The 11,565-nt window shown below is 72.4% G+C and carries 12 protein-coding genes; 10 read left to right on the top strand and 2 right to left on the bottom strand.

Annotation, left to right across the window (positions count from 1 at the left end):
• Positions 1–191 precede the first annotated feature (191 nt).
• Positions 192–1,625 (top strand): peptidoglycan DD-metalloendopeptidase family protein, encoded by a 1,434-nt coding sequence (locus ACP7BI_RS03785; RefSeq protein WP_425843851.1) that lies wholly within the window; start codon positions 192–194, stop codon positions 1,623–1,625.
• 111 nt (positions 1,626–1,736) lie between these two features.
• Here the strand turns inward: ACP7BI_RS03785 and ACP7BI_RS03790 are convergent, their stop codons facing one another.
• Positions 1,737–2,282, bottom strand: coding sequence for an inorganic diphosphatase (locus tag ACP7BI_RS03790; protein WP_283245015.1), 546 nt, complete (start codon positions 2,280–2,282; stop codon positions 1,737–1,739).
• A gap of 47 nt (positions 2,283–2,329) precedes the next feature.
• Between ACP7BI_RS03790 and tilS the strand changes: the two genes are divergently transcribed.
• The 9 genes from tilS (at position 2,330) to ACP7BI_RS03835 (ending at position 10,388) form a co-directional block, all read left to right on the top strand.
• Positions 2,330–3,322 carry a tRNA lysidine(34) synthetase TilS gene (gene tilS / locus ACP7BI_RS03795; RefSeq protein ID WP_425843852.1) on the top strand — a complete coding sequence of 331 codons (993 nt, stop codon included), beginning with the start codon at positions 2,330–2,332 and terminating at the stop codon, positions 3,320–3,322.
• A gap of 110 nt (positions 3,323–3,432) precedes the next feature.
• Positions 3,433–4,149 (top strand): hypothetical protein, encoded by a 717-nt coding sequence (locus tag ACP7BI_RS03800; RefSeq protein WP_425843853.1) that lies wholly within the window; start codon positions 3,433–3,435, stop codon positions 4,147–4,149.
• Between the two features lie 70 nt (positions 4,150–4,219).
• Positions 4,220–4,777, top strand: a complete 558-nt coding sequence (gene hpt, locus ACP7BI_RS03805) for a hypoxanthine phosphoribosyltransferase (RefSeq protein ID WP_425843855.1) — start codon at positions 4,220–4,222, stop codon at positions 4,775–4,777.
• Between the two features lie 97 nt (positions 4,778–4,874).
• Positions 4,875–5,609 (top strand): hypothetical protein, encoded by a 735-nt coding sequence (locus ACP7BI_RS03810; RefSeq protein ID WP_425843856.1) that lies wholly within the window; start codon positions 4,875–4,877, stop codon positions 5,607–5,609.
• Between the two features lie 64 nt (positions 5,610–5,673).
• Positions 5,674–7,653, top strand: coding sequence for an ATP-dependent zinc metalloprotease FtsH (ftsH, locus tag ACP7BI_RS03815; protein ID WP_425843857.1), 1,980 nt, complete (start codon positions 5,674–5,676; stop codon positions 7,651–7,653).
• The gene (gene folE / locus ACP7BI_RS03820) at positions 7,653–8,219 is read left to right on the top strand and encodes a GTP cyclohydrolase I FolE (protein WP_425843859.1); all 567 of its coding nucleotides are present in this window, start codon (positions 7,653–7,655) and stop codon (positions 8,217–8,219) included. Before ftsH ends, folE begins: the two co-directional genes overlap by 1 nt.
• 2 nt (positions 8,220–8,221) lie before the next feature.
• On the top strand, positions 8,222–9,424 hold the full coding sequence (folP, locus tag ACP7BI_RS03825) for a dihydropteroate synthase (protein WP_425843860.1): 1,203 nt from the start codon (positions 8,222–8,224) through the stop codon (positions 9,422–9,424).
• Complete coding sequence (folK, locus tag ACP7BI_RS03830; protein WP_425843862.1) at positions 9,421–9,921, top strand: 2-amino-4-hydroxy-6-hydroxymethyldihydropteridine diphosphokinase; 501 nt, start codon at positions 9,421–9,423, stop codon at positions 9,919–9,921. Before folP ends, folK begins: the two co-directional genes overlap by 4 nt.
• The gene (locus ACP7BI_RS03835; RefSeq protein WP_425843864.1) at positions 9,918–10,388 is read left to right on the top strand and encodes a DUF3180 family protein; all 471 of its coding nucleotides are present in this window, start codon (positions 9,918–9,920) and stop codon (positions 10,386–10,388) included. Before folK ends, ACP7BI_RS03835 begins: the two co-directional genes overlap by 4 nt.
• Positions 10,389–10,517: 129 nt before the next feature.
• On the opposite strand, the gene ACP7BI_RS03840 is transcribed toward ACP7BI_RS03835, so the two are convergent.
• Positions 10,518–11,516: an LCP family protein gene (locus ACP7BI_RS03840; RefSeq protein WP_425843866.1), complete on the bottom strand. Its 999-nt coding sequence runs from the start codon at positions 11,514–11,516 to the stop codon at positions 10,518–10,520.
• Positions 11,517–11,565 lie beyond the last annotated feature (49 nt).

Genomic DNA, 11,565 nt, shown 5'->3' on the forward strand with positions numbered 1-11,565 from the left:
ACGTTACATGAGACCCGGGTCGCGTGCAAACCGACGCCGCTCCAGCGCGACACGCCTCGCCGCATCCGTCGAATCTCAACCTTCAGGTCGAACATGATAGTTGCTAGGGTTGCTCCCGTTGTGTCGTCGCCCACGCTCATTCGGGGTGCACGATGGAGTCTTCAGCAGCCCTGCGCTGCGGCAGGAGCGAGATGCACGAGCCCGACCAGTCGGCCCGAGTCGCACGGGGCCGCGCCCATCCGCGCGGCTACCGACGAGCGTTCGCGACGACGGTCGCGGTCGCCGCTCTCGTGGTCGGCTTCGTCGTCCCGGTCGCGCCGTCGGCCGAGGCGGTCGACGAGTACGGCTTCCCGACGTGGGCCGAGGTCGAGCAGGCGCGCGGCAACGAGGCCGCGAAGAACCAGCAGATCGCCGACATCCGAGCGCTCATCGGGCAGCTCGAGAGCGAGCTCGCGAGCGCCCGTGCGTTCGCAGACCAGAAGGCCGCCGAGGCCATCGAGGCGCAGCGCGTGTACGACGAGGCCGTCGCGGTCGCCGAGCGGCTGCAGCAGCAGGCCGACGACGCGTTCGCGCGGGCCGACGAGTCGGAGCTCGCCGCGGGCCAGCTCGCCGCGCAGCTCGCTCGCACGGGCGGCACGGGCGACATGAGCGCCGAGCTCTTCGCCAACCCCGGCTCGGCCGACACGTGGCTGTACCGGCTCGACCTCATGGACCGCGTCGCCGGCACGGCCGACTCGCTCTACGAGCAGGCCCAGCAGGACGCCAACACCGCGTCGGCGCTCCAGGCGCAAGCGGTCGTCGCCCGCGATGCGCTGCAGGAGCTCAAGGAGGCGGCCGACGCCGCCTTCGCCGCTGCGGCCGACGCCGCCGTCGCCGCCGAGGCGGCCGTTGCCCGAGAGCAGGAGCACCGGGCGCAGCTCGAGGCGCAGCTCGCGGTGCTCGAGGAGAACCGCGCAGCGACCGAGGCCGACTACCAGGCGGGCCAGCGCCACCGGGCGTGGCTGGCCGAGCAGGAGCGACTCCGTCGCATCGAGGAGGAGCGCCGCGCCGCAGCAGCGCGCGCTGCCGCGGAGGCTGAGGCACGGCGTCTCGCCGAGGAGGCGGCTCGAGCCGCTGCCGCCGCCGGTTCCGGCGGATCGGGCGGAGGCTCCGGCGGAGGTTCTGGCGGCGGCTCGGGCGGCGGTGGCACCGTGCCCGTCGCGCCGCCCGCGAGCAGCGGTTGGCAGACCCCGCACTACGGCCGGTTCACGTCCGCCTACGGCTGGCGCAACGACCCGGTCGGCAAGCTGGGCCGCAAGCTCCACGCAGGCATCGACATCGCCGCCGGATGCGGCACACCGATCTTCGCTCCTGCGGCCGGCACGGTCGTCTTCCGCGGTCGCGACATCTACGGCGCGAACATCCTCTACATCAACCACGGGGGCGGCATCCAGACCGAGTACGCCCACATGTCGCAGCCCGCGAGCGTCGGCTACGGCGCGCGCGTGAGCCGAGGGCAGGTCGTCGGGTACGAGGGCAACACCGGCCACTCGACCGGCTGCCACCTGCACTTCCAGGTGCGCGTGAACGGCGCGCTCGTGAACCCCGAGCCGTTCCTCAACGCGCGGGGCGTCTACCTGCGCTGACGGGCTTCGACACGCTCAGCGCCCCGCGGGCGCGGAGCGGCTCAGCCATCGGAGCGCGCAGACGCGAAGAGGGGCGCACCTCGCGGTGCGCCCCTCTTCGGTCGATCGGTGTCAGTCGGTGACGTCGCGGCCACCCTCGGGCTTCTCGACGCCCTCGCCGCTCTGGTCTCCGTGCTCAGCGTCGAAGGCTGCGAGGCCGGCCTGCACGGTCGCCTCGGCGGCCTCCGCGCCCTCCCAGTCGCCCAGCTTCGCCCACTTGCCGGGCTCGAGGTCCTTGTAGTGCAGGAAGAAGTGCTCGATCTCGTCGCGGATCTGCTGCGGCACGTCGGCGATGTCTTGGATGTGGGCCCAGCGCGGGTCCTTCTCGAGCACGCAGATGACCTTCGTGTCGATGCCGCCGTCGTCCTCCATGTTGAGCTGGCCGACGGGGCGCACGCGCACGAAGACGCCCGGCGGCACCGGGTACTCGAGCAGCACGAGCGCGTCGACCGGGTCGCCGTCGAGGCCGAGCGTGCCCTCGAAGAAGCCGTAGTCGGTCGGGTAGACGAAGGTCGTGAACAGCACCCGGTCGAGGTAGACGCGACCCGTCTCGTGATCGACCTCGTACTTGTTGCGGCTCCCCTTCGGGATCTCGATGACGACGTCGTAGGCGGCCAAGAGCGGCTCCTTCTCGTGGGGATGAGGAATCGGCATAAGGTTACTTCATGCCCGAAAGCGACCGTCGACCGCGGCTGACGCCTGCCGTCGCCGACGTGCGTCGGGCGGTGCGCGAGGCCCTCGCCGACCTCCCTGAGGGCGCCCTCGTGCTCGTCGCGCTCTCGGGCGGCGCCGACTCGCTCGCGCTCGCCGGGGCGGCGGCCTTCGAGGCGCAGCGCGCCGGCCTGCGCGCCGGCGCGGTGGTCGTCGACCACCAGCTGCAGGCGGGCAGCGCCGAGATCGCCGAGCGCGCGGCCGAAAAGGGGCGAGCGCTCGGCCTCGACCCGGTGCGCATCGTGCCCGTGCATGTCGCGCCCGACGGGAGCCCCGAGGCGGCCGCCCGTCAGGCCCGCTACGCGGCGCTCCTGCAGGCGCGGAAGGACACCGGCGCATCCGCCGTCCTCCTCGGGCACACGCTCGACGACCAGGCCGAGACGGTGCTCATCGGCCTCGCGCGCGGCTCGGGCCCCGAGAGCCTCTGGGGCATGCACCCGCGCATCGGCTTCCTGCGGCGGCCGCTGCTGCAGGTGCGGCGCGCGACGACGCACCAGGCGTGCCGCGACCAGGGGCTCGAGCCGTGGAGCGACCCGCACAACGACGACGAGCGCTTCCTGCGCGTGCGCGTGCGGCACCGGGTGCTGCCGATGCTCGACGAGGTGCTCGGCGGGGGAGTGGCGCTCGCCCTCACCCGCACCGCCGACACGCTGCGGGAGGACGCCGAGGCGCTCGCGCACTTCGCGCAGGAGCAGATCGGCGACCTCGTCGAGCACGCCGAGGGCGGGCTCTCGCTCGACGTCGGCGGCCTCGGCGCGAACCCGCCTGCGCTGCGGCAGCGCATCATCCGGCTCGCGGTGCAGAGCGAGTTCCACACCGCCCTCACGCGGCAGCAGACGCTCGAGGTCTCGCGCCTCGTGACCGATTGGCACGGCCAGGGACCGATCCACCTGCCCGGCATCCGGGTCTCGCGCGAGGGCCGTCGGCTCGTCTTCGTCGCGGCGTGAGGCGCCCGCTCGGCAGTCGTCGCCGAATCGTGACCTCCCGGGAGTGACGCCTCGACGATGGTGGACATGACGGGGTGAGGATGTCTTCCGTCACCGCCGAGAGGACCCCCATGACACACGCTGTCACGATCGCCGCCGCCGTCGCCGCGCTGCTCGCGCTCACCGGCTGCGCCGGCGCAGCCGCGCCCGCGCCGAGCGAGCCCGCGCCGTCCTTCACGGCTGCACCCTCCGCGAGTGCCCCGACAGATCCGTCGGCCGAGCCGAGCGCGAGCGCCGCCCCGCCCGTCATGACGGACGACTGGCTCGAGTACGCCTCGAGCGACGGCAGCGTCTCGTTCCGCTACCCGCCGACCTGGACGCTCGAGGCGACCGCCGAGCCGCACCCGGATCCCGACGAGCTGCCGTGGGAGGCAGCCACGCTGACCGCCCCGAACGGCCAGGAGCTGCTGCGCATGGCGCAGTTCCCCGACATCGGGGGCTCGTGCGAGGCGCCGCTCGCGTTCGACGTGCTCGCGGTCGAGCCTGCCGCCTCGATGCCCTTCGAGCAGGAGGACGACGCAGTGATCGCGACCGTGGCCGTGCCCATCGGCGAGCGATGGGAGATGGGCATCGGCATCACGAGCACGACGCGGTCCGCGGGCGCGGGATGCCAGCTCTACTTCGTCGGCATGTCGTCCGCGCATCCGGTCAGCATGGGGACGCACTTCTCGATGCCGCGCGAGGACCCGCTCTGGATGGTCGACTCGCTCGACGACGCCCGCGCCTACATGGAGACGGACGAGTACGCGACCATCATCGAGATCCTGCGTTCCTTCGAGACGAGCTGACGCGCGACGGCCGGAGGAGCGGTGCGCGCCGGTAGGTTTGTCTCACCCACGCCGACCGCCAGGAGCGCAGATGGACTTCAGCCACGTCGAGGCCGACCTCGCCAAGACACTCATCACCGAGGAGGAGCTCCACGCGAAGCTCCAGGAGCTCGCGCGCGAGATCGAGGCCGACTACGAGGGCAAGGACCTCCTGCTCGTCGGCGTGCTGCGCGGCGCGGTCATGGTGATGGCCGATCTCGCCCGCGCCCTGCAGCGCCACATCGAGATGGACTGGATGGCGGTCTCGTCCTATGGCTCGGGCACCGTCTCGTCGGGCGTCGTCCGCATCCTGAAGGACCTCGACAGCGACCTCACCGGCCGCAACGTGCTCATCGTCGAGGACATCATCGACTCGGGCCTGACCCTCTCGTGGCTGCGCGCCAACCTCGAGTCGCGCGGCGCCGCATCCGTCGAGATCTGCACGATGCTCCGCAAGCCCGACGCGCTCAAGGTGCAGGTCGACGTGAAGTACTGCGGCTTCGACATCCCCAACGAGTTCGTCATCGGCTACGGCCTCGACTACGCCGAGAAGTACCGCAACATGCGCGGGATCGGCGTGCTCGCGCCGCACGTCTACTCCGGCGAGTAGTGCGGATGCCGTGGGTCGCGCTCGCGCGCTCGTCGCGGTCGCCGCAGGGCGGCGCGCTCACAGCGGCGCTCGCGCGCGCGTCTGGGACGATGGTCGCGTGAAGCCGCTCCGCCGTCCGCTCGCGCCCCTCGCCCTCCTCGGAGCGGCGCTCGTGCTCGTCGGCTGCTCGGGCGCGCCGTCGCCGGACCCCGACGCCGGGCCCTCCATCCCGCCCGGCATCACCGCGCCGCCGCCGACCGCGCCCGCGGCCGAGGCGCCGCCAGAGGTCGAGTCGTCGCTGCCCGCCGAGATCGCCGGCGTCGACACGACGGGCTGGCAGCAGATCCCCGTGCCGAGCGGCACCGCGACCTTCCGCATCCCCGCCGAGTGGACCGTCGCCGAGGCGCCCGGGGGGCTCGACGTCCGCAGCGCCGACGGGGAGCGGCAGCTCGGCTACGCCGAGGATCCCGACACGGGCGACGGCACGTGCGTCGACGGCTCCGGCACGCCGGTCGGGTGGCGCACGCTCGGCCTCGACCGGCAGGAGGTCGCGATCGACGGCGCCGCCGGCGCCGCGTTCGGCGCCGCGGCCCTGCAGCTGGGCGATCAGTGGGTCTTCAGCATGGGCCTGCTGCCCGCCGACGCCGCGCAGCGGCCGCAGTGCCCGATCGTCAACGCGATCGAGACACCCTCGGGCGTCGTCTCGTTCGGCTCCGAGGTCGTCGCGAGCGGCGCGGGCGCCGGAGCCCCGTGGGCCGTGCCGTCGCTCGAGGCCGCGCAGCAGTACGTCGCCGACCCCGAGTACGCGACGCTGCGCGCCGTCGTGATGTCGCTCGAGCTGCTCGAGGGCTAGCCGGCCGCCGCGCCGACAGCGAACAGCCGGATGGGCGCGGGGCGCGCGGCGATAGCCTGGGCGAATGGCGACTGAGAAGGACAAGGACAAGGGCTTCAAGAGGTTCTTGCGCGGACCCATCCCGTGGATCGTGCTCGCGCTCCTGATCGTCGGCATCGCGTTCAGCTTCTTCATGACGCCGCAGTACCGGCCCGTGCAGACCGACGTCGGCATGCAGCTCATCGCCGACGGCGACATCGCGCAAGCGCGCATCGTCGACGGCGAGCAGCGCGTCGACCTCACCCTCAGCGAGCCGCACGAGGAGTACGGCGAGCGGGTGCAGTTCTACTACGTCGAGCCGCGCGGCGAGGAGCTCGTCGACGCGATCACCGCGGCGAACCCCGAGAACGGCTACATCGACGAGGTGCCGCAGGCCAACTGGCTGCTGTCGCTGTTCAGCATCCTGCTGCCGGTGCTGCTGCTCGGCGCCCTCTTCTACTTCTTCATGACCCGGCTCTCGGGCGGCAACCGCGGCGTGATGCAGTTCGGCAAGTCGAAGGCCCAGCTCATCTCGAAGGACATGCCGCAGGTGAAGTTCGCGGATGTCGCGGGTGCCGACGAGGCGGTCGAGGAGCTCGGCGAGATCAAGGAGTTCCTGCAGGACCCGTCGAAGTTCCAGGCGGTCGGTGCGCGCATCCCGAAGGGCGTGCTGCTCTACGGCCCTCCCGGCACCGGCAAGACGCTCCTCGCGCGAGCCGTCGCGGGCGAGGCGGGCGTGCCGTTCTACTCGATCTCGGGCTCCGACTTCGTCGAGATGTTCGTCGGCGTCGGCGCGAGCCGCGTGCGCGACCTCTTCGAGCAGGCGAAGGAGAACGCCCCGGCGATCATCTTCGTCGACGAGATCGACGCCGTCGGCCGCCAGCGCGGCGCGGGCCTCGGCGGCGGGCACGACGAGCGCGAGCAGACGCTCAACCAGCTGCTCGTCGAGATGGACGGCTTCGACGTCAAGACGAACGTCATCCTCATCGCGGCGACGAACCGCCCCGACATCCTCGACCCAGCGCTGCTGCGCCCGGGCCGATTCGACCGCCAGATCGGCGTCGACGCCCCAGACATGAAGGGCCGCGAGACGATCCTGAAGGTGCACGCGAAGGGCAAGCCGATCGCCGAGGGCGTCGACCTGTCGGTGCTCGCGCGGAAGACCCCCGGCTTCACGGGCGCCGACCTCGCGAACGTGCTCAACGAGGCGGCGCTCCTCACCGCGCGCGGCAACCTCACGCAGATCACCGACGCGGCGCTCGACGAGGCGGTCGACCGCGTGATGGCGGGCCCACAGCGCCGCACGCGCGTCATGAACGACAAGGAGCGGCTCATCACCGCCTACCACGAGGGCGGCCACGCGCTCGCGGCGGCAGCGATGCGCCACTCCGACCCCGTCACGAAGGTGACGATCCTGCCGCGCGGCCGCGCCCTCGGCTACACGATGGTGCTGCCGGTCAACGACAAGTACTCCGTCACGCGCAACGAGCTGCTCGACCAGCTCACCTACGCGATGGGCGGCCGGGTCGCCGAGGAGATCGTCTTCCACGACCCCACGACCGGCGCCGGCAACGACATCGAGAAGGCGACCGGCATCGCGCGGAAGATGGTGACCGAGTACGGCATGACCGCCGCGATCGGCGCCGTGAAGCTCGGCAGCGCGCAGTCGGAGGCCTTCTTCGGCCGCGACATGGGCGGCGGCCGCGACTACTCGCCGTCGCTGTCCGAGGCCGTCGACCGCGAGGTGCGCGCGCTCATCGAGCAGGCCCACACCGAGGCGTGGCAAGTGCTCAACCAGAACCGCGACGTGCTCGATCGGCTCGCGGGCGAGCTGCTCGAGCGCGAGACGCTCGACCACCTCGCGCTCGCCGAGATCTTCGCCGACGTCGAGAAGCTGCCCGAGCGGCCGCAGTGGCTCTCGCACCCCGACCGGCCGGTGAGCGACCGGCCGCCGATCGAGCTGCCGGTGTCGCAGCACGTCGACGAGGTCGTCGAGCCCGACGTCGCCACCGAGCCCGCGGGCTGATGGCCATCGACCGGGCGCGCGTCGCCGCGGCCGTGCGCGAGCTGCTCGCGGCGATCGGCGACGACCCGGCCAGGCCGGGCCTCGCCGAGACGCCGCGCCGGGTCGCCGAGGCGTACGCCGAGTACTTCGCGGGCGTCGGCGAGGATGCGTCGGCGCACCTCGACACCTCCGACCTCACGGGCGAGCGGGGCGAGATGGTGCTGCTGCGCGACATCGAGTTCCGCTCGATGTGCGAGCACCACCTGCTGCCGTTCACGGGCATCGCGCACGTCGCCTACCTGCCGGGCGACCGCATCGTCGGCCTCGGCCGCATCCCGCGCGTCGTCGAGACCATCGCCTCGCGGCCGCAGATCCAGGAGCGGCTCACCGACGAGATCGCCGACGCGCTCGTCGCGGGCCTCGATCCCGAGGGCGTGCTCGTCGTCGTCGACGCGGTCCACGGTTGCGTCGGGGCACGCGGGTCGCGGCAGGTCAACTCGTCGACGGTGACCGTGGCGAGCCGCGGCCGGCTCGCCGAGCCGATCGAGCGGGCTGAGATCATGGCCCTCATCGGGGAGCGGAGGTAGCGATGACCGAGGTGTGGGGCATCCTCAACGTCACGCCCGACTCGTTCAGCGACGGCGGCCGCTACGTCGACCCTGGCGCGGCGATCGCGCACGCGCGCCGGCTCCGCGCGCAAGGCGCCGACGTCATCGACATCGGCGGCGAGTCGACCAGGCCCGGCGCCGATCCGATCGATCCGGCCGAGGAGCTCGCGCGCATCCTGCCCGTCGTCGAGGAGCTCGTGCGCGAAGGCACCCGCGTCTCGGTCGACACCATCCACGCATCCACCGCCCGTGCCGTCATCGCCGCGGGGGCCGAGATCGTCAACGACGTCACCGCCGGCATGCACGACGAGGGGATGCTCGACGCGGTCGCCGAGGGCGGCGCACGCATCGTGCTCATGCACTCGCGCGGCATCGACGTGACGCAGGACACGCACTACGACGATGTGGTGGGCGAGGTCGCCGACCACCTCAGCTCGCGGATCGATGCCGCGGTCGAAGCGGGCATCGAGCGCGACCGGATCATCGTCGACCCCGGGTTCGGCTTCTCGAAGGAGCCGCGCGACAACTGGCGGCTGCTGGCCGGCCTGTACTTCATCGCCAGGCTGCAGCTGCCGGTGCTCGTCGGCACGAGCCGCAAGCGCTTTCTCGGCGCGCTGCTGCCCGACGGCGCGGACGCGGCTGAGCGCGACGCCGCGACGGCGGCGACATCGCTGCTCGCGGCGCAGGGTGGCGCTGCAGCCGTGCGCGTGCACGATGTCGCGTCGACGGTCTCGGCGCTGCGGGCACTCAAGTCGATGCAGGATGCGGCTGGCGGGTCGCAGCCCACGCGTCACGGCGAGCCCCACGAGCTCGTGCACCGGGCCAGCCGCATCTCTCTCCGCGGCATCCGCGCGCGCGGCCACCACGGTGTGCTGCCGGAGGAGCGCCGCGATGGCCAGGAGTTCGTCGTCGACGTCGACCTCGAGCTCGACCTCGCGGCGGCTGTGGCGAGCGACGACGTCCGCCGAACGGTGCACTACGGGGAGCTCGCCGAGCGAGTCGCCGCCGCGGTCTCGAGCGACCCGGTCGACCTCATCGAGACGCTCGCGGATCGCATCGCCCGCGTCTGCCTCGACGACGAGCGAGTCCAGCGGGCGTCGGTGACGGTCCACAAGCCGAACGCCCCCATCGCCGTACCGTTCGCCGACGTGGCCGTCTCCTTGGCGCGGTGGAGGATCGGATGAGGCTCCAGCTCGAGCGCCGCGCCGTCCTCTCGCTCGGCGCCAACCTCGGCGACCGGGTCGCGACCATCGACGCTGCCGTGCGCGCCCTCGACGCGATCGACGGCATCCGCGTCCTGCTCCGCTCGAGCGCGTGGGAGTCGCCGTCGTGGCACCCCGACGGCGAGGGGCTCTCGCCCGACTACGTGAACATCGTCGTCATCGTCGGCACGACGATGGAGCCGGTCGACCTGCTCGACGCGGTGCAGGCCGTCGAGGCGGCGCTCGGCCGCGAGCGCTCGCAGCGGTGGGGGAACCGCACGATCGACATCGACATCGTCGCGATCGGCGAGATGGAGCACGCCGAGGATCGGCTCGTCATCCCGCACCCGCGGGCGCACGAGCGGCAGTTCGTGCTGCAGCCGTGGCTCGAGGTCGATCCGCGCGCGTCGATCCCCGGCCACGGGCCCATCGCCGAGCTCGCGGACTACGCGCACGGCGATGCGTGGAAGCTGCCATGACCCGCACGAGCCCGCTCGTCGTCGGGCTGCTCGTCGTGGCGGCGGCGCTCGCGGGCTGGCTGCTCGAGGCGGTGCTCGTCATGACCGGCCGCGCGGCGCTCGTGCCGCCGCTCACGCTCGGGCCGGCGCTCGCGGTGCTGGGCGGCGTGCTGCTCATCGTCGCGTGGCCCGTGCGGCAAGCGGGTCGCGGCACACGGCGCATCGACTACCGGCACGCGACCGGCGTGCTCGGCTTCGCCAAGGCATCCTCGACGCTCGCAGCGCTGCTCGCGGGAGCCGCGCTCGGCGCGATCGGCTTCTTCTCGACCCGTCCGGCCATCGCCGAGCAGGCGCTCGTCGCGCTCGGCGTCGTGCTCGTCGGGGCGCTGCTGCAGCTCGTCGCGGGAATCGTCGCCGAGTCGTGGTGCGTGCTGCCGCCCGACGACGACGCGACCGCGCCGAGCGCGTCGGCGCCCGAGCCGGCCTGAGTGGACCTCGATGCGCGCGGCCCGGGGCGCTCCTCCGGGGCGAGGCCTCGATACGCGCGCCTGCGGCGCGCTACTCGACCTTGAGGCCTTCGCGCTGAAGCCGGCTGCGCCGGCTTGAGCGCTTCGGCCTCAACGCTCGGGAGCTGGCTGGAAGCTCGTCATCGACTCGGCGTCGAACGCCTCGCGGATCTGCTCGACGCCGTCCCAGTTGACGTAGACGACCGACTGCGAGCCCTCCATGCCGGTGCCGAGCGTCGGCATCGTGAAGGTCTGCACGCGCGACGAGTCGAGCTGCGCCATCTGCGTCGCGAGCTGGACGCCGACGGGGAGCGAGAGCGTGTCGGTCATCGCCATGTGCGGCGAGACGGTCGCGAAGATGCCGGCGAGCCGGTCGGGGTTCGTGAGGTTCTCGCGCGTCATGAGCTGCTCGATCGCGCCGCGCAGCAGCGCCCGCTGGTTGTGGGCGCGCTGGTAGTCGCCGTCGCTGAAGGGGTAGCGGGCGCGCACGTAGGCGAGCGCCGCGTCGCCCTCGACGGTGATCTCGCCCGCGGGGAACGAGTGGCCGTTCTGCTCGAAGGCGATGTCGTTCTGCAGCGTCACGCCGCCGAGCGCGGTCGTGAGCCCCTTGAACCCCTCGAAGTCGATCACCGCGACGTGGTCGATGCGCTGGTCGATGATGCCCTCGACCGTCTGCACCATGAGCGGCACCCCGCCGAGCGCGAGCGCCGCGTTGACCTTGCGCATGCCCGGGTGACCGGGGATCTCGACCCACGAGTCGCGCATGATCGACATGATCTGCACCGTCTCGCGGTCGGGCGGGATGTGGGCGACGAGGATGGTGTCGGCGCGGTCGCCGAGGCCCGTGAGCAGCGAGCCGTCGGTCGCGCGCGAGTCGCTGCCGAGCAGCAGCACGTTGACGGGGGCGTTGCCCTCGACCGGCTCGACCGTCGGCCGCAGCGACTCCTCGGGGAACGCCGTCTCGATCGTCTCGACCTGCTGCAGCGACGGGTTGACGCGCAGGAAGTACCAGCCGATCGCGGCGAGGAGCGCGAGCACGATGACCCCGATGATCCCGACGGCGATCCATCGGCCGGTGTGGCGCTTGCGCGGCGTGGTGTCGGCAGTCATCCGACGAGTATCCCAGACGGACCGACGGGCGCGGGGCGGCTAGCCTGGG

It is taken from the genome of Agrococcus sp. TSP3-2-1 (assembly GCF_049897585.1).
Classification (GTDB): Bacteria; Actinomycetota; Actinomycetes; order Actinomycetales; family Microbacteriaceae; genus Agrococcus.

Excerpts from the sequence above, each read along its gene's own strand:
- ACP7BI_RS03785 (WP_425843851.1), top strand. The coding sequence starts at position 192 with ATGCACGAGCCCGACCAGTCGGCCCGAGTCGCACGGGGCCGCGCCCAT.
- tilS (WP_425843852.1), top strand. The coding sequence starts at position 2,330 with ATGCCCGAAAGCGACCGTCGACCGCGGCTGACGCCTGCCGTCGCCGAC.
- ACP7BI_RS03800 (WP_425843853.1), top strand. The coding sequence starts at position 3,433 with ATGACACACGCTGTCACGATCGCCGCCGCCGTCGCCGCGCTGCTCGCG.
- hpt (WP_425843855.1), top strand. The coding sequence starts at position 4,220 with ATGGACTTCAGCCACGTCGAGGCCGACCTCGCCAAGACACTCATCACC.
- ftsH (WP_425843857.1), top strand. The coding sequence starts at position 5,674 with ATGGCGACTGAGAAGGACAAGGACAAGGGCTTCAAGAGGTTCTTGCGC.
- folE (WP_425843859.1), top strand. The coding sequence starts at position 7,653 with ATGGCCATCGACCGGGCGCGCGTCGCCGCGGCCGTGCGCGAGCTGCTC.
- folP (WP_425843860.1), top strand. The coding sequence starts at position 8,222 with ATGACCGAGGTGTGGGGCATCCTCAACGTCACGCCCGACTCGTTCAGC.
- folK (WP_425843862.1), top strand. The coding sequence starts at position 9,421 with ATGAGGCTCCAGCTCGAGCGCCGCGCCGTCCTCTCGCTCGGCGCCAAC.
- ACP7BI_RS03835 (WP_425843864.1), top strand. The coding sequence starts at position 9,918 with ATGACCCGCACGAGCCCGCTCGTCGTCGGGCTGCTCGTCGTGGCGGCG.
- ACP7BI_RS03840 (WP_425843866.1), bottom strand. The coding sequence starts at position 11,516 with ATGACTGCCGACACCACGCCGCGCAAGCGCCACACCGGCCGATGGATC.